The organism is Chelativorans sp., assembly GCF_031180965.1.
GTDB lineage: Bacteria > Pseudomonadota > Alphaproteobacteria > Rhizobiales > Rhizobiaceae > Chelativorans.
On the sequence record NZ_JAPSLH010000014.1, the window covers coordinates 13,660 to 29,942 of the forward strand.

Here is a 16,283-nt window from a genome sequence, read left to right on the forward strand (position 1 = left end):
GACCGCCAGCCGGGCAATCGAGAGACGATCCGCATCAATCTCCCGTCACCATAGTCCGAGCGAAGGTCTCGGCTATGGCGAGAACGGCCGCGTGAATGGGCCCTGCGGTGAGGCTGGGCATGACCGAAGCATCCACGACAAACAGATTGTCGAGCGCCTTTAGCCGCAGATTCGCATCCACGACGGCGTCTGCATCCCTACCCATCCTGCAGGTACCGCAGGGGTGATGGTGTGTGATGGCCGCCTGCGCGATGAAGTCGTCCATCTCGGCCGCGTTGTTGAGGGTTCCTGGCAGGAGTTCCCGCTCTCGCCAATCGGCGAGCTCGTCTCGATGCCCGATTGCCCGCGCCGCCTGGAGAGCTTGGCGAAACAGCTCGCGGTCCCGGCGGGTTTGCAAGTAGGCGGGATTGATAATCAGTCGGTCCCCGAGTTCCGGCCCACTTATGCGCACGCTGCCGCGGCTTGTGGGGTGGGTGATCCCAAATAGCAGCGAATAGGCCGAGCCGACAGCAGGGGCCTGAAAGCGCTCAGACACGATCGGGGCTATGCCGCAACCGACGACGATTTCAGGCTGCCCTGTAGCGGTGAAGTCGGCAGCGCGCATATAGGCCATCGACTCCGAGTGCTGGAGACGCGATGGAGGAACAGGCCTGCGGGCCGCATAAAGATTACCAGCGCCGAGCAAGTGGTCCTGAAGGTTGCTGCCTATGTCCGGTACATGAATCAGGCAATCAACGCCTGCCTTGCTCAGCACAACTTGCGGCCCGATGCCCGAGCGCATCAACAAGGCGGGACTTTCCAGCGCGCCTGCGGATAAGACAATCTGGTCTGCAAAGACATTGACCAAACCTTCTCGCCCCACGACTTCGACGCTGCGGACCCGACTGCCATCGAGCTTAACTCGTCGCGCCCGGGATCCCGTGACGATGCGCAGGTTATCGCGCGCCCGAACGGCCGGCGTCAGCCAGGCATCCGCTGCCGTTACGCGCCGCCCGTTGCTGATGTTCAGGGAATTGGGGGTGACGCCGATCATCTCTCCGCCGTTGTGACCTCCAAGGCGGGGCAGCCCCAGAGAAGCGCCTGCCTCCATGAAGGCTCGTGCGACCGGGCTTACTTCTTCCGCCGGCACATGAACGGGCATTGGCCCGCCCTTGCCGTAAAGGCCGTTGCCGCCAAGAGGGTGGTCTTCGATCGCCCGGAAAGCAGGCAGAAGTTCCTCCCAGCTCCATCGGGAATCGCCGGTTGCGTCGACCCAAGCCAGGAAGTCCGAAGGGTGGCCGCGCATATAACCCATCGCGTGCAGGCAACTCGATCCGCCGATCACCCGCCCGCGAGCCCAGTGATGCACCCGGCCCGCGGTTCCGGCTTGCGGCTCCGTGCGATAATCCCAATCGTAACTGCGGCCCTGAAGCGCCGGCCATGCAGCGGGCTTCCAGATGTCGGGGTCGCTCGCCTCTTCGCCTGCCTCGATCAACAGGACGCGACGAGCCGGCTCCTCGCTCAATCGCCCTGCAAGCAAAGCGCCAGCCGAGCCGCCGCCGATGATGACGACATCGGCAGTCATTTTGCTTTCAACCTCAGCCTTGGTCATCGCCACCCTATACGGCACGTGCCGGTTTCGATGTCCGGATGTTCGACACGGAAAGAAGCCCCGCGGTGATTTATGCTCGTCGGTCACCTCGTTCAAAACGTCATGAAGGATTTGGAACCCTTCAAACGAGCACCGCCTTCCGGAAAGACTAGGCGCCGCCTTCCATGGATTTCTTCGCCGCCGCTTTCGCCCTTAAGAGGTGCTTCTTCGAAGCTTTGCGCGCGGCCTTTTCGTCGCCAGCGGCGATGGCTTCGAAGATCTCCCTCATCTCAGCCAGGCTGCTTTGTGCTCTGCCTTCCAATGACATCGACCGTCCGCGAAAGAAGCTGATTCTGGCTACGAGACCGCGGTGGACTTCCTCCAGGACAGGGTTTCCGCAATTGCCGAGTATGGTCGAATAGAAGTCTGCGGCGGTCATGACTTGGGCCAGGCTGTCATTGCTGGATGCCGCCGCTTCGAACGCCAAAAGGGACTTCTCAAGTTCATGCAGCTGCTCCGCGGAAATCCTCAACGCGCATCGTCCAGCAGCCTCCACTTCCAGCAGCTCTCGAACCTCGTAGATGGCTGTTGCCTCCTCCCACGAAAGCGCCGGTATCGACGGACCGCGATTGGGTACAATTTCGATCAGGCGTTCAGCTTCAAGGCTACGCAGCGCCTCCCTTAATGAGGGGCGGCTGACGCCGAGTTGCGCACATAACTGACTTTCGACAAGGCGGCTTCCCGGCGGGAATATTCCAGAAAAGATGGCGAACCGTAGCTTGTCGACGGTCTCCTGCTGCACCGTTCTTGGTGAAATCCGCAAATTCAAACCTGGCGTCATCGGTCGAATCTCGTGGGCTCCCGCGTCGCAATCTATCGCATCTTACGCGACGCCGCAGCAAATGGACATCAGCGAACCAGTAGATTGTCAATTATCAAGATTGAAAGACTGTCAGACAATCCTGTTGACGCGCTGCGGGGAATGTGATCCCTTGGGATGAGAGGGGAAACGGTCTGGGGGGCGTTGAACTTGGCGGCAAATGCATCTTATGGCCAATTGAACTCGCGACGGATCGATACGGGTGGAATCACCTTGAACGTCCGCGAGGCCGGCAACGGCCCTTTGATGCTGTTCTTTCATGGCATCACCGCCAACTCCGCCGTCTTTGCACCCTTGATGACTCGGCTCTCGTATCGCTTCACCACCATAGCGGTTGATCAAAGGGGCCATGGCAAGAGCGGTAAGCCGGAAAGCGGCTACAACGCGGACGATTTCGCAAACGACATCGCTGCCCTGATACGCAGTCTCGACAAAGGTCCTGCCATTCTCGTGGGACATTCGCTGGGTGCGAGAAACTCGGTCACGGCTGCCGCGAAATACCCGGACCTGGTGCGGTCGGTCATAGCAATCGACTTCACGCCATATATCGAGCCTGAAGTGTTCGACGCGTTGGAGGCCCGTGTAAACGCTGGAGATCAGCTTTTCGAGAATTTACAGGCCGTCGAGGCATATCTGGCCAACCGGTATCCGAACATTCCCGCCGATGCCATCAGAATTCGGGCCGAAAGCGGATATCAGCCGGTCGATGGCGGGCTGCGTCCACTGGCGTCGCCCACTGCCATGGCTCAAACCGCCAAGGGCCTGCGATCAGACCTGACGCCTGCCTATCGCGAAGTGAAGAAGCCCGTCCTCATCATCCGCGGTGAACTCAGCAAGTTGGTTTCGGCCGCGGCGCTGGCAAAGACAAGCCGGCTGCGCCCGGACCTGCCTGTGGTCGTCGTCCCGAACGCTGATCACTACGTCAATGAGGTGTCTCCCGACATCACGCTGAAAGCGATCACGAATTTCATCGATGCCTGACGGCCGATCACGCCGTCTTCTTGTACGCAATAGGATCTGAAAATGGCCAATGTGAACAAAACATCCGGCAAGTCGCGTCGCGCGGAAGTCGCGGGTGGCGGCTTTGCGGGTCTGACAGCCGCCATCGCTCTGAGGCAGAACGGTTGGGATGTCAGGTTGCACGAGAAGAGCTCAGAACTGCGGGCATTCGGCGCAGGCATCTACCTCTGGCACAACGGGCTTCGCGTGCTCGAAGGCATAGGCGCCCTGGACGACGTTCTCCAGGGCTCCCACACGCCTCCAACCTATGAGACCTGGCTGCACAACAAGTCGATCTCGAAGGAGACGTTCAACGGTCTTCCCTGGCGCATCATGACCCGGAGTCACCTGCACAATGCATTGGTTGCTCGTGCCCGTGCCGTGGGTGTCGATATCCGCGTGAATTCGGAGGCCGTTGCCGCCGACCCGGAAGGGCGCCTGACCCTCCAGACTGGAGAGGTTCTCGAAGCCGATTTGATTGTCGGCGCCGACGGTGTTGGATCCAAGGTCAGGGATTCCATCGGTTTCGAGCAGGACCGGTGGATTTCCATAGACGGTCTGATCCGACTGATTGTCCCACGCAAGAAGAAGGAACTTGGCCATGGCGAGTGGGATAACACCATCGACATGTGGAACTTCTGGCCGCGCGTGCAGCGGATTCTCTATTCTCCCTGCAATGAGAACGAGCTCTATCTGGGCCTCATGGCCCCGGCCGCGGATCCACGCGGATCGCGGGTCCCGATCGACCTGGAAGTCTGGGTCGAGATGTTCCCCTTTCTGGAGCCGTGCCTGATCGAGGCGGCGAAGCTGGAAACTGCCAGATACGATAAGTACGAAACGACCAAGCTGGCTAGCTGGACGAGGGGCAAGGTCGCCCTTGTGGGAGATGCCGCACATGCAATGTGCCCGGCTCTTGCCCAAGGCGCCGGCTGCGCGATGGTGAACGCTTTCAGCCTGTCGCAAGACTTGGAAACAGGCTCCTCCGTCGAAGACGCGTTGGTCGATTGGGAAAAGCGCATTCGCCCGATCACGGATCGCTGCCAGGCCCTGTCTGGCGAATATGCGGCGAACCGTTCGCTCTCGAAGGGAAACATGTTCACGCCGGCAGCCTTGGAGGCTGCTCGTTACGATCCGCTGCGCCGCGTGTTCTCATGGCCCCAGTAGCGTCGGTCAGCCGCTCAACAAATGAATTGGCGCGCGCGGGAGCTGCGCTCTGCCTAGGAGATGAGAATGGACTATTCGGCTGAAGTTGAAAAACACTATGAGGTGCGCGGCTGGTATTCGACCGTTCATGAAATCCGGCATGACGGCGGACAACCTGGCGATACCCTCGTCAAGGCGGCGGTGGGCGTCGTCATACGCAATCCTTTTGCTGGCAAATTCGTCGCCGATTTGTCCCCTCTCATAGATCCCAGTCCGGCCATCGGTCATGCGCTCGGCCAGCGAGTCGTGGCCCTGCTCGGCAACAGGCCGGTCGAAAGCTATGGCAAGGGCGGTATCGCCGGCACAGCCGGTGAGCAGGAGCATGTCGTCGCCTGCATCACCACCGCGTTTGGAAACCCACTGCGGGAACAGGTAGGTGGCGGGAAGGCCTGGATCTCGTCGGCCAGCAAAGTGGCCGCCGCCGGCGCATCCATCGACATACCGCTCGCCCACAAGGATGAGCTCTACATCCGTTCCCACTATGACGCCGTCACCTTCTCCGTACCGGATAGCCCGCGCCCGAATGAGCTTTTGATCTGCGTCGCCGCCGCAACCGGCCCGCGCGTGCATCAGCGCGTCGGCGGCAAATCCGTCGCTGACCTAAGGCCGCCATCTAGTTCGATCGGAACCTATTAAAGGACCAATTCCATGCCTCTGAACATCAAGGACCTCAAGATTACATCCGCTGATTTCCAGCCGCTCGGGAAAATGCGGGATGAGCATGCCGGCGACAAGGGCAACGTCCTGCCCAAGCTGACGATAAGCGGCGTCCCGGCGGGTGCAAAAGAACTCGCGGTTATTTGCCATGACCCCGACGCGCCCTTGCCCAACGGCTTCACGCATTGGGTCGTCTACGGCATCGATCCGTCGACGACCGATCTTTCTGACGCGCAGGAGAAGTTTCGCGTGGGACCCAATGGCGTCGGCGACAAGCAGTACTACGGGCCTCAGCCGCCGGCCGGCCACGGAGTGCATCACTATTATTTCTGGGTCTACGCCCTGGACACAAAGGTCGAGGGAACGCCTACCCGCGAGGAATTCCTCCAGAAATATGCCGGAAACATCATCGAGCAGAACCGGATTGTCGGCACTTACGAGAACAAATGAAAGCAGCGGCCGCAGCGATCAATAACAAGAACAAGAACGAACGTGCTCGCTGTGCAATGGGAGAATTCGAGAGTGACAAACAGCAACTCCGCTCGCCAGACGATCTTCGAGGAGCTGGTGACAGCGACGAAGATCCTGCTAAACGAGGGCATCCTCGATACGTTCGGGCACATCAGTGCCCGTGACCCCGAGGATCCCCAGAGCTTCTATCTGGCGCAGAAGCTTGCTCCGAGCCTGATCACGGCCGATGACATCCTGCGTTTCAACCTCGATGGTGAGACGACGGACAATCGGCCGGCCTACCTGGAACGCTATATTCACAGCGAGATCTACAAGGCACGGCCGGACGTTCATTGCGTTCTGCACAGCCATTCTCCGGCCGTCCTGCCCTATTGTTTCACCGATCAGCCGCTGCGGCCCGTGACCCATATGGGCGCGTTTCTGGGCGAACGGGTTCCCGTGTACGAAATACGCGACAAGCACGGTGATGAGACCGACCTCTTCGGCGGTGGCCGCGATGTCTGCCGGGATATCGCCGAAAGCCTGGGCGATCAGGCCGTTGTTCTCATGGCGCGCCATGGCGTCGTGAATGTCGGGAAGTCGATCCGGGAAGTGGTCTTTCGCGCCTTCTACACGGAACAGAACGCTGCGGCGCAGACGGTTGGCCTGCAGATCGGCAACATCAAGTATTTGTCGCCGGGCGAGATCAAGACCGCAGGCAAGCTCGTCGGCGCCCAGATCGATCGGGGATGGGATCACTGGTCGCAACGCCTCAAGGAGGCAGGGTTGGCCTAGGGCCGAAGGACCATGAGAGACGCCGGAGAACGCCGGTTCGGCGCGAGGCGTTGGAGGAAGGCGGCCAAGCGTAACATGCAGCACGCGGAAAGCTACGACTACATCATCGTTGGGGCCGGATCGGCCGGCTGCGTGCTCGCCAACCGGCTGAGCGCGGATCCCAGATGTTCGGTGCTGCTGCTCGAGGCCGGCGGCTGGGACCGTGACCCCATGATCCATATTCCGCTCGGATGGGGCAAGATTCTGACCGAGCGTCGCCACGACTGGATGTATTTCTGCGAGCCTGAAGACAATGTCGGCGGACGCAGGGTCGAGTGCGCGCGCGGCAAGGTCATCGGCGGATCATCCTCGACCAACGCCATGGCCTATGTGCGGGGCAATCGCGGCGACTACGACCGCTGGGCAGCAAGCGGGCTCAGCGACTGGTCGTATGAGAAGGTCCTGCCCTATTTCCGCAAGCAGGAAAGCTGGGAGGGGGGCGAAAGCCACTATCGCGGCGGCTCCGGACCACTCAACACCCAGTTCTGCCGCTACAAGGACACGCTGATCGACGCCTTTGCGCAGGCCAGCGAGCAGGCGGGCTATCCGCAGACAAAGGACTACAACGGCGAGCAGCAGGAAGGCTTTGGGCGCCTGCAGATGACGATCTCGAAAGGCCGTCGGTGCTCAACCGCGTCCGCCTATCTGCGGCCGGTCCTGAAGCGGTCGAACCTGACCGTCCTGACGGGAGCGATGGCGACGAAGATCGTTATGGAGGGCACGCGCGCCACCGGCATCACGATGTGCCATCGCGGCGCCGAACGCACGGTTCTCGCCCGCAGGGAAGTTCTGCTCGCAGGCGGCGTGATCAACACGCCGCAACTCCTGATGCTCTCCGGCATAGGCGCGCCGGAGGAGCTTGCGGCCCATGGCATTCAGACGCGAGTCAATCTGCCGGCCGTCGGCAAGAACCTGCAGGATCACGTCTCGGTCATCCTCATGTACCGGCGCCGGAGTCCCGGCCCCTTCCTGCGCAAGATGCGTGCGGATCGGATCGCGTTCGATTTCCTGAAGACCTACCTTACCGGAACGGGGTTTTCGGCAGACGTCCCCGGCGGCGTGGTGGCATTCCTGAAAAGCGGGCCTGAGCGGCCGTTGCCGGATGTGCAGCTTCTCTTCACGGCTGCTCCGCTCGCTGCCTGGCCTTATTTCAAGCCCTTCAAGGAGCCCTTCCCGGATGGCTTTGCGACCCGGGTGGTGGCGACACAGCCCGAAAGCCGGGGGGCGGTGAAGCTCGCCTCGGCCGATCCTGCCGCCGCACCGCTGATCCATCAGAACTTCCTCGCCTCGCCCAAAGATTGGGAATCACTGCGGGCCGGCTTTCGGGTGGCAAGGGATCTCGCGGCCCAGCCCGCCATGCAGCCCTTCATCCAGGCGGAATTCTTTCCTGGCACAAAATGCCAGAGCGATGACGAGATCGACGAGCATATCCGCCAGACCTCCATCACCGTGCATCATCCGGCAGGGACCTGCCGGATGGGGGCGGACGCGGCCTCGGTCGTCGACCCGGAGCTGCGCGTTCGCGGCGTTGGCGGCCTCAGAGTGGTTGACGCCTCCGTCATGCCCGACCTGGTCTGCGGAAACATAAACGCGGCAGTCATCATGATTGCCGAGAAAGCCGCCGACCTCATCGCCACATCAAAAGCAAGCGGGGCAGCGTGATGATCCAGCGCATCGCCATTATCGGTCTGGGTACCATGGGGCCGGGCATGGCCGCCAGGCTCGCCAGAGGTGGCCTCCAGGTTACCGCCTGCGATGTCGCCCCGGCGGCCATCGAGCGCGCGAAAACGATGTTGAGCGCGGCAGAGACCGTTCTCGACGCGTTGGGGATCGCCACACCGGCAACGGGTGCAGGAACGGTGCGCTTCACCGGCGATATCGCCGAGGCGGTTGCCGGCGCCGACCTCGTCATCGAGAACGTTCCGGAAAACCTTTCGATCAAGGCCGATGTCTATCGCGCGATCGACGGCCTGATCGCGGCGGACACGATCGTTGCATCGGACACCTCGGGCATTCCGATCACGCAGCTGCAGGCGCACATCTCAAATCCTGCACGGATGGTCGGCATGCACTGGTCGAACCCGCCGCACATCATCCCGATGATCGAGGTCATCGGCGGCGAACAAACCGCTCCGGAGACGGTGCAGACCATTCGTGACCTCATTCGCTCGCTCGGTCTCCTGCCGGTCGTGGTGAAAAAGGACGTTCCGGGCTTCGTCGAGAACCGGGTGCTCTATGCGCTGCTTCGCGAGGTGGTCGACCTCGTCGAGCGCGGCGTGATCGAGCCTGAGGACATCGACACCTGTGTGTCCTGGGGCATCGGCTACAAGCTCGCCGTCGTCGGGCCGATGGCGCTGCTCGATATGGCCGGGCTCGACATCTACAACTCGGTTTCCTCGTTCCTCAATGCGGACCTTTCCGACCGCAAGGATGTCGCGCCTATGATTGGCCGGAAGATCGCGGCCGGCACGCTTGGGATCAAGTCGGGCGAAGGGATCTACGCCTACACGCCCGAGCGCATCGCCGAACTCCAGCGCGAACGCGCGCGCAAGCTGGTCGCCATCCGGCGCATCCTTGAGGGACGTGACTGACGCCATGGCGATCGAAGGCGAGCCTCTGAAGCAGACAGCACGGGAAACTGCCCCGTCGCGTTTGACCGGGTGGGCGATGAACTCGCTGCACACTTTGCTCGGCCTGACCCTGCTGTTCGTTGTTGGCGTCAACGTGGTGAATGCCGTCAGCCGCTACCTGTTCGGCATCTCGCCAGTAGGGGCCGACGAGCTGATGGTCTACGTGGTGATCTGGGCAGTCATGATTGCCGCCATCCTCTCGTTGATCCTGCGGTCCCACATCAACGTCAACCTGCTGCCTTTGTACACCAAGGGGCGGGTGCGCCACCTGCTTCACGTCATCCATGATGGCGCGGCGATCCTCGCCTGCGGATACGCGACCTACGCGTCCTGGCTCTTCATCGGCCGAATCGCGAAACTGGGTGTCACGAGCATGGGGCTCGGTCTGCCGATGACCGTCCCGCACGCGGCGCTGCTGATTGGCTTTGCAGGGCTCACTGCGGTGGGAGCCCTAATGCTGGCGCGCGATCTTATGGCGCTGATCCGCAATGCGCCGGATGCGGAGGCGGAGCAGTGATTGCGTCCCTCGCCCTCCTCCCGCTGCTTCTCCTCGCAGTTGGAACGCCGGTTTTCATCGTGTTCCTGACGGCGGCCGCGGTGACGATGATGTTCGTCACGCCTCTGCCGCCCGTAACCCTGCAGCAGGTCCTCTTTGGCGGCCTCGACAATTACGCGCTGCTGGCAATTCCCTTCTTCGTGTTCGCCGGCGAATTGATGAGCACAAGCGGCATCGCGCATCGATTGATCAACTGGACGATGGCAATGGTCGGCCGCGTGCCGGGCAGCCTGGGGGTCGCCACCGTCGGCGCCTCGACCGCGATCGGTGCGATCAGCGGATCGAGCGTGGCAGCGGTCGCAGCACTCGGCAAGACGCTTTACCCGAAGCTGGTGGCCTCGGGCTACGGCAAGGAGCGGGCTGGCGGGCTGCTTGCTTCTGCCGGAGCGATCGACATCGTCATTCCGCCCAGCATCGCCATGATCCTCTACGGCTTGGCGGCGGAGCAATCCATTCCGAGGCTCTTCATGGCCGGGGTGCTTCCCGGCGTTTTGATGGCCGCGATGATGGCAGGGTTCGTGGTCCTCGTTGCGGTGCGGCGCGGCATCCCGAGCGAAGGCCGCTTCGAACCCAGCCTCGCCTTGCGAGCGACAAAAGAGGCGTTCTGGGCGCTGCTGATGCCGATTTTCGTGCTTGGCGGCATCTATTTCGGCATGTTCTCTCCGACGGAGGCGGGCGGGTTCGCCTGCGTCTACGCGATTCTGATAGCGCTGTTTGTTTACCGGACGATGACAGTTCTCCAGGTCATCAAAGCGGCCGGCAATGCGGCGATCCTCTCGGGCCAGATCCTGATCATCGTGGCGGCCGCCAGCGTCATTACCTGGATGTTGACGACGCAAGGCGTGCCTCAGGCGATCACCGCGGGCATCAATGCAATGCAGCTCGACGCGCTGACCTTCCTGCTTGCCGTTAACGTCGTCCTGCTGGTGATCGGCTGCTTCCTCGACCCGACCTCCGCCATCCTTGTCTTCGCGCCGCTGCTGGTTCCGATTGCGATTTCGCTCGGGATCGATCCGATACACTTCGGCATCGTCATGACGGTAAACCTGGCCATCGGCATGTTCACACCACCCTTCGGCCTGAACATCTTCGTGGCGCAGTCCGTCACGGGCCTTCCGGCTCACTCGCTCTACCGCGGCGTAGCGCCCTTTGTCCTGGTGCTCGTGCTGGCGCTGCTCATCATCACCTACGTCCCGGCGTTGTCGCTCACGCTTGGTTCGCAACTCTAGAAAAGGGGAACCCGATGCTTTCCAGATTTCTCAAAGCCGCGGCGCTGACCACCGCACTCGTGCTGGCGCCATTCGCAGCCGCGCATGCGCAGTCGACAATGAAGCTCGCATCGGCAACGATCAATGACGTCCAGCATGAATGGCAGAAGGTATTTGCCAGGGAACTTGAGGCGCGTGTCGGCGGTGCGGTGAAAACTGAGATCTATCCCGCAAGCCAGCTCGGTGCGATTCCCCGTCTGGCGGAGGGTGTGTTGCTCGGCACCATCGAGGCCTTCACGACACCCACTTCCTTCATGACCAATGTCGACCCTCGCTTCCAGGCCTTCGATGTCCCTGGGCTCTTCAAGACGCCGCAGGATGTGCAAGCGGCCATTCACAATCCGGAATACCGCCAGCATCTGGAGGAAATGTTCCTGGACAAGGGCCTGCGCGTCATCGGCGCGATCTATAACAGTCCCACTGTCGTGTTCACGATGAAGGAAGTGACGACGCTTGCCGGCCTGCGCGGGCTGAAGATCCGCACCTTCGCCTCGCCATTGCAGATCAAGCCGATGGAACTGGTGGGCGCCACGCCTCTACCGCTGGCTCTGACCGAGGTCATCCCGCAGCTCGAATCCGGCGGCCTGGATGGAATGCTGGTGGGCATGCCGATCCTGACCGCCTTCAAATACTACGACGTCGGCAAGAACATCCTCGACCTGCGCTTCGCCGAGATCGTCTCCGTGACCGTTGTCAACGACGATTGGTTCCAGGCGCAGACCGACGAGGTCAAGGCCGCCATCATCGAAGCCGGCCGCGCCGCCGAGACGCAGGTTTTCCCTTGGGGCGTCGAGAACGTCGAGAAAACCTACAAGGTCTGGACCGACAATGGCGGCAAGGTGAACAAGCTGTCGCCCGAGGAGCAGGCCAAGATGGAAGCCGACTTCGCGAAGCTTGCCGCTGACCTGTTGGCGCAGGAGCCGGAGGTGAAGGCTGAGTACGACCGGCTGCTCGAATTGGTTGAAAAGGCGAAGCAGTGAGCGCGGTCGACCGTCTCGGCTCAGCGGCAGCTCAGTCCTGCGCTTTCGGCGCGGCAGTCAAGCTGTTGGGGCTGCGGGCGGGATCGGCCGAGCTTGAGATCCCAGCGCGTCTCATATGCGTGGCCTTCGACGCCGCACCATGCGCGCTCGACCGGAAGGGCCTCGCCCCGGGCGTTCATGGCCGCCCAGGTTCCGCTTTGCGTGTCGAAACGCAGATCGAGGCTGGCATTCTCGCCCGGTGGAATTCGGGCGAGATCGAGAGAGAACCAATGCGCGATCTCGGCCTGGCACAGGATCGGTGCGGAGCCCGAATTGCGGACATCTATGGGCATGGCAACCAGGCTGTCGGCATCGACGGTTTTTCCGCCAGCCGCCGGAACGGCAAGGCCCAGGAATATGGAAGTGCAGAGGAGGAATGATCTCATAAAGCAAGGACCCCAGAGCCAGTTCACGCTGAAAAGAACAACACTGGTGAAGACATATCGGGAATAATCAAGCAACGGGAGAAGTGAAATGACAGGTTTGATCAAACGCAGCATGCTGGCTGCGCTGGCTGCGACCTTCCTGGCAGGAGCCGCGGTTGCGGCCGAGGTGAAGTCGATTGCCATCCTGACGCCCGAGGAAGGCACCGACTTCGGCTGGAATCAGCAGGGCGTCGACGCGGCAAAGGCAGCCGCCGAGGCGGCCGGCATAGAGGTTATCGTGGCGTCCGGTCTTGGCTACGGTGACGTTCGCCCGGCCATGCGCGAGATCGCTGCCGACGGGGCGAGCTTGATCATCGCCCATGCCAGCGGCTACGCGACCTCGGCGCCGGAAATCGCCGCAGAAACGAACGTGCCGGTGGCGATCGTCGACTCTCCGCAGGCGCTGCAGGCGGGTCTCGTTGCCGATTACACGCTGAGCGGTCATGAAGGTGCCTATCTGGCCGGCCGCCTCGCAGCGAAGATGAGCCGCTCCAAACATGTGGGCATTGTGGTGTCGGGCGAGCCGCCGTCCTGGAACTCGCAGTCGGCCGGCTTCGCCGAGGGCGTAAAGGCCGAGAACCCGGATGTGAAGATCACCTACGCGGTGATCGGACCTGCCGCCTACAGCGACGCTGCCGGTGGCCGTCGCGTGACCGAAAGCGTCATCGCGGCGGGCGCCGATATCATCTTCGGCCAGGGCAACGGATCGAGCTTCGGCATGCTGCAGGCCGTCGAGACGACCAAGGCTGCCGATGGCGGCAAGGTGCTGTTCATCGACGTGATCGGCGACAAGACGTCCGTGGGCAAAGGGTTCCTGCTCAGCTCCGTCGTCTGGGACATCACGCCCGTCTACTCGGCCATGATCAAGGATCTGCAGGACGATACCTTCGGCACCAAGCGATACGCGATCGGCCTCGCCGACGACTCGGTGAAACTGCTCAAGACCGACCAGATCCCGGACAATGTGTGGGGCGAGGTCCAGAAGATTCGCGAGCAGATGATCTCCGGTGAGATCAAGGTGGAGCCCGTTTTCGAGGCCACCGCTGTGCGCGCGCTGATGACCGACGTCTCGGCGGCGGCCCAGTAGGGGGCCGACTCGCGGAAGGGGTCCGAAGACCCCTTCCGCCGTCCGGTGCCAGGTGGAGCGGAACGATGGAACCCATCAAGGATCATTCAGGACCGGCGATCGTGACGCTTGACGGCGTGACGAAGCGCTTCCCCGGCATCGTTGCCAACGACAGGATCGATCTTGAAATCCGCGCCGGCGAAGTGCACGTCCTCCTTGGTGAGAATGGTGCCGGCAAGTCGACGCTCATCGGCATGCTGTCAGGTCTCCAGCAGCCGGACGAAGGCCGCATCCTGGTTGACGGCAGGGAGATGCCGATCCGCTCGCCCAGCCATGCCTTGTCGCTCGGCATCGGTACCGTATTCCAGCACAACATGCTCGTGCCGACGCTCACCGTTGCGGAAAACCTCGCGCTGGGCGGCCGATGGTGGCAGCGGCCGAAGATTGCCGAGCTTGCCGCGCGTGTGGCCGACATCTCCCGGCCGCTCGGTATCGAGATCAATCTTGCCGCGCGGGTGTCCGAACTCTCGCTTGGCGAACAGCAGCAGGTGGAGATCGTCCGCGCGCTGCTGCGCGAAAGCCGCCTCCTGATCCTCGACGAAGCGACCTCCATGCTGACGCCCCAGGGTATCGCGGAACTCGGCGCGCTCATGCGGCGCCTGGTGGAACGCGGACTTGCCGTGGTCTTCATCACGCACAAGCTGGGCGAGGCAGCCGATTTTGGCGACCGTGTCTCGGTGCTCAAGCTTGGCCGCAAGGTGGGCGAGATCCCGCCGGAACACCTGCGCACCCGCGATCGAGCCGAGTTGATCGATGAGATCGTCGCCATGATGTTCGGGCGGCAGGCAGGTGACGACGCGGTTTCCGTTCCGCTGCGCGCCGCCAATGACGACGGTCTGCTTGAGGTGCGTAACCTCAGCGTGACGCCAACCGCAGATGCGCAGGGTCTCGACGCGGTCTCGCTCTCGGTCGGGTCCGGCGAGATCCTGGGCATCGCCGGCATCGATGGCAACGGCCAGAAGCAGCTGGCCGAAGCGCTTGCCGGACAGCGGCCTGCCACCGGCGGCAGCGTGATGCTCGCAGGACAGCCACTCGATGACCTGGACGTCGGCGGGCGCCGCAGGCAGGGACTGCGCTATCTCACCGACGACAGGCTGGGCGAAGGGACAGTGGGTGCCTTCCCCGTCTCGGTCAACTATTTCCTCAAGCAGATAGGCGAGCCGCCGCTCTGGCGCTCCGGCATCGAGCGCTCCGGCGAAATAGTAGCACGCGCCCAGGACCTGACGCGGCTCTATGATGTCCGCACACCGGCCGTCTCGACACCGGTTGGCAGGCTTTCCGGCGGCAATATCCAGAAGGTGCTCATCGCCCGCGAACTTGCCGACGGCGCTCGAGCCGTCATCTTCAACAAGCCGACCTATGGCCTCGACCTCGCCAACACGCTGGCCACGCGCCAGCGCATCCGTGACATCGCCGGGCAAGGCCTCGCGGTGCTCCTGATCTCAACCGACCTGGAGGAACTGCTCAGCATGTGCCACCGCATCGCCGTCATCTCGCAGGGGCGCCTGGTGGGCATCGTCCCGAACGGCGCCGGCGCGGGGGAACGGGTGGGCCGCCTCATGATCGGACTTGCAGCATGAGTGGGGAAGCCGTACGCGCTGCCACCCTCGACGGCTCCGGAAAAGATGCCAGCCGCCGCGACATCAGACGCCGGCTTGCGATCACGCTCGGACCTCTCCTGGTCTCGCTTGTGCTTGCCGGATGCGTGCTCCTCGTTCTGGGTGTCGATCCCCTCGCCTATTATGGGTTTGTCCTTGATCGGGGACTCCTGTCGCCGCTCGGCGTCCAGCAGACGTTGACGCGCATGGCGCCGCTGCTTTTCATCGCGGCCGGCCTCATCGTCGCCTTCCGCGCGGGCATGTGGAATCTTGGCGGCGACGGTCAGTTCCTGCTTGGCGCTGTCACCGCAGCCGCAAGCGCGCCGCTGCTCGTCCAGGCGCTGCCGCACTGGCTTGCGCTGCTCGTGGCATTCCTCATTGCAACATCCGTCGCCATGCTCTGGTCGCTCGTGCCGGCATTGCTGCGCGCATACCAGGGAGTCAATGAGATCATCACAACGCTGATGATGTCCTTCCTTGGGGTCTCGCTGGCGAACGTGCTCGTCAAGCTCCTCTTCCTGGACCCTGCCACGACTGTGCCGCAAACGCGGACGCTGGCGGTTCCCGACCGACTGCCGCGCCTGTTTGAGACGACCATCACCAGCGGCCTGGTTTTCGGGCTGGCGGCCATCGTCATCGTCCACTTTGTGATGACGCGGACGGCGTTCGGCTTGAAGCTGAGGACCGTTGGCGCCAATCCGCGCGCAGCGATTCATGCCGGTCTGAACGTGCCGCTGCTGACAGTCGCCGTTTTCGCCATTTCAGCCGGGCTGATCGGCATCGGCGGTGCGGTGGACATCATCGGTATCCAGGGCAATGTCCGGGCTGACTGGAATCCCGCCTACGGCCTGGCCGTGATCCCGGTCGTCTTCCTGGCGCGCATGAACGGCTTGGCCGCGATCGCCTTCGTCTTCCTTCTGTCGGTACTGTCGATCGGCGGCGAGAGCGCGGCGCGGCGGCTCGGCGTTCCACAGCATTTCACGATGGTTCTTGTCGCGATTGTCCTGATCACGCTGGCGATTGCCGAATATCTCGACCACCGGTTCAACCAGGCACGGAAGGTCTGAT

Annotated in this window: 16 protein-coding genes; 13 read left to right on the forward strand and 3 right to left on the reverse strand. The window is 62.4% G+C overall.

Going from position 1 to position 16,283, the window contains the following annotated elements; all coding sequences use genetic code 11:
• Nucleotides 1-34: 34 nt before the first annotated feature.
• On the reverse strand, nucleotides 35-1,591 hold the full coding sequence (locus tag RIN79_RS12265) for a GMC family oxidoreductase (RefSeq protein WP_309084948.1): 1,557 nt from the start codon (nucleotides 1,589-1,591) through the stop codon (nucleotides 35-37).
• Between the two features lie 148 nt (nucleotides 1,592-1,739).
• Nucleotides 1,740-2,411: a GntR family transcriptional regulator gene (locus RIN79_RS12270; RefSeq protein ID WP_309084949.1), complete on the reverse strand. Its 672-nt coding sequence runs from the start codon at nucleotides 2,409-2,411 to the stop codon at nucleotides 1,740-1,742.
• Between the two features lie 252 nt (nucleotides 2,412-2,663).
• On the opposite strand from RIN79_RS12270, the gene RIN79_RS12275 reads away from it, so the two are divergent.
• The 10 genes from RIN79_RS12275 to RIN79_RS12320 all read left to right on the forward strand — a co-directional run bounded on the left by RIN79_RS12275 (nucleotide 2,664) and on the right by RIN79_RS12320 (nucleotide 12,027).
• The gene (locus tag RIN79_RS12275; protein ID WP_309084950.1) at nucleotides 2,664-3,431 is read left to right on the forward strand and encodes an alpha/beta hydrolase; all 768 of its coding nucleotides are present in this window, start codon (nucleotides 2,664-2,666) and stop codon (nucleotides 3,429-3,431) included.
• A 42-nt stretch (nucleotides 3,432-3,473) separates the two neighbouring features.
• The gene (locus RIN79_RS12280) at nucleotides 3,474-4,613 is read left to right on the forward strand and encodes an NAD(P)/FAD-dependent oxidoreductase (RefSeq protein ID WP_309084951.1); all 1,140 of its coding nucleotides are present in this window, start codon (nucleotides 3,474-3,476) and stop codon (nucleotides 4,611-4,613) included.
• A 66-nt stretch (nucleotides 4,614-4,679) separates the two neighbouring features.
• A complete protein-coding gene (locus tag RIN79_RS12285) occupies nucleotides 4,680-5,288 on the forward strand; it encodes an amino acid synthesis family protein (RefSeq protein WP_309084952.1) in 609 nt (202 codons plus the stop codon).
• A 12-nt stretch (nucleotides 5,289-5,300) separates the two neighbouring features.
• Nucleotides 5,301-5,759: a YbhB/YbcL family Raf kinase inhibitor-like protein gene (locus tag RIN79_RS12290; protein WP_309084953.1), complete on the forward strand. Its 459-nt coding sequence runs from the start codon at nucleotides 5,301-5,303 to the stop codon at nucleotides 5,757-5,759.
• Between the two features lie 72 nt (nucleotides 5,760-5,831).
• Nucleotides 5,832-6,554: a class II aldolase/adducin family protein gene (locus RIN79_RS12295; RefSeq protein WP_309084954.1), complete on the forward strand. Its 723-nt coding sequence runs from the start codon at nucleotides 5,832-5,834 to the stop codon at nucleotides 6,552-6,554.
• Between the two features lie 75 nt (nucleotides 6,555-6,629).
• On the forward strand, nucleotides 6,630-8,255 hold the full coding sequence (locus tag RIN79_RS12300) for a choline dehydrogenase (RefSeq protein WP_309084955.1): 1,626 nt from the start codon (nucleotides 6,630-6,632) through the stop codon (nucleotides 8,253-8,255).
• Nucleotides 8,255-9,184 (forward strand): 5-formyl-3-hydroxy-2-methylpyridine 4-carboxylate 5-dehydrogenase, encoded by a 930-nt coding sequence (gene fhmpcd1, locus RIN79_RS12305; protein WP_309084956.1) that lies wholly within the window; start codon nucleotides 8,255-8,257, stop codon nucleotides 9,182-9,184. Before RIN79_RS12300 ends, fhmpcd1 begins: the two co-directional genes overlap by 1 nt.
• A gap of 4 nt (nucleotides 9,185-9,188) precedes the next feature.
• Nucleotides 9,189-9,740 carry a TRAP transporter small permease gene (locus tag RIN79_RS12310; RefSeq protein WP_309084957.1) on the forward strand — a complete coding sequence of 184 codons (552 nt, stop codon included), beginning with the start codon at nucleotides 9,189-9,191 and terminating at the stop codon, nucleotides 9,738-9,740.
• The gene (locus tag RIN79_RS12315) at nucleotides 9,737-11,008 is read left to right on the forward strand and encodes a TRAP transporter large permease (protein ID WP_309084958.1); all 1,272 of its coding nucleotides are present in this window, start codon (nucleotides 9,737-9,739) and stop codon (nucleotides 11,006-11,008) included. Before RIN79_RS12310 ends, RIN79_RS12315 begins: the two co-directional genes overlap by 4 nt.
• A gap of 14 nt (nucleotides 11,009-11,022) precedes the next feature.
• Entirely contained in the window at nucleotides 11,023-12,027 is a 1,005-nt protein-coding gene (locus tag RIN79_RS12320) for a TRAP transporter substrate-binding protein (protein WP_309084959.1), read from the forward strand.
• Nucleotides 12,028-12,047: 20 nt separating this feature from the next.
• Here RIN79_RS12320 and RIN79_RS12325 read toward each other — a convergent pair whose 3' ends face one another.
• Nucleotides 12,048-12,566 (reverse strand): hypothetical protein, encoded by a 519-nt coding sequence (locus RIN79_RS12325; protein WP_309084960.1) that lies wholly within the window; start codon nucleotides 12,564-12,566, stop codon nucleotides 12,048-12,050.
• Here RIN79_RS12325 and RIN79_RS12330 point away from each other — a divergent pair.
• From RIN79_RS12330 to RIN79_RS12340, 3 genes are all read left to right on the forward strand, one after another.
• Nucleotides 12,541-13,578, forward strand: coding sequence for a BMP family protein (locus tag RIN79_RS12330; protein WP_309084961.1), 1,038 nt, complete (start codon nucleotides 12,541-12,543; stop codon nucleotides 13,576-13,578). The two genes, RIN79_RS12325 and RIN79_RS12330, sit on opposite strands and share 26 nt — an antisense overlap.
• A 65-nt stretch (nucleotides 13,579-13,643) precedes the next feature.
• A complete protein-coding gene (locus RIN79_RS12335; protein ID WP_309084962.1) occupies nucleotides 13,644-15,197 on the forward strand; it encodes an ABC transporter ATP-binding protein in 1,554 nt (517 codons plus the stop codon).
• Nucleotides 15,194-16,282, forward strand: coding sequence for an ABC transporter permease (locus RIN79_RS12340; RefSeq protein WP_309084963.1), 1,089 nt, complete (start codon nucleotides 15,194-15,196; stop codon nucleotides 16,280-16,282). The genes RIN79_RS12335 and RIN79_RS12340 overlap by 4 nt, the downstream gene beginning before the upstream one ends.
• Nucleotide 16,283: the final 1 nt, after the last annotated feature.

Coding starts and splice junctions, on each gene's coding strand:
- RIN79_RS12265 (WP_309084948.1), bottom strand. CDS start 1,591: ATGACCAAGGCTGAGGTTGAAAGCAAAATGACTGCCGATGTCGTCATC.
- RIN79_RS12270 (WP_309084949.1), bottom strand. CDS start 2,411: ATGACGCCAGGTTTGAATTTGCGGATTTCACCAAGAACGGTGCAGCAG.
- RIN79_RS12280 (WP_309084951.1), top strand. CDS start 3,474: ATGGCCAATGTGAACAAAACATCCGGCAAGTCGCGTCGCGCGGAAGTC.
- RIN79_RS12285 (WP_309084952.1), top strand. CDS start 4,680: ATGGACTATTCGGCTGAAGTTGAAAAACACTATGAGGTGCGCGGCTGG.
- RIN79_RS12290 (WP_309084953.1), top strand. CDS start 5,301: ATGCCTCTGAACATCAAGGACCTCAAGATTACATCCGCTGATTTCCAG.
- RIN79_RS12300 (WP_309084955.1), top strand. CDS start 6,630: ATGCAGCACGCGGAAAGCTACGACTACATCATCGTTGGGGCCGGATCG.
- fhmpcd1 (WP_309084956.1), top strand. CDS start 8,255: ATGATCCAGCGCATCGCCATTATCGGTCTGGGTACCATGGGGCCGGGC.
- RIN79_RS12310 (WP_309084957.1), top strand. CDS start 9,189: ATGGCGATCGAAGGCGAGCCTCTGAAGCAGACAGCACGGGAAACTGCC.
- RIN79_RS12320 (WP_309084959.1), top strand. CDS start 11,023: ATGCTTTCCAGATTTCTCAAAGCCGCGGCGCTGACCACCGCACTCGTG.
- RIN79_RS12330 (WP_309084961.1), top strand. CDS start 12,541: ATGACAGGTTTGATCAAACGCAGCATGCTGGCTGCGCTGGCTGCGACC.
- RIN79_RS12325 (WP_309084960.1), bottom strand. CDS start 12,566: ATGCTGCGTTTGATCAAACCTGTCATTTCACTTCTCCCGTTGCTTGAT.
- RIN79_RS12335 (WP_309084962.1), top strand. CDS start 13,644: ATGGAACCCATCAAGGATCATTCAGGACCGGCGATCGTGACGCTTGAC.
- RIN79_RS12340 (WP_309084963.1), top strand. CDS start 15,194: ATGAGTGGGGAAGCCGTACGCGCTGCCACCCTCGACGGCTCCGGAAAA.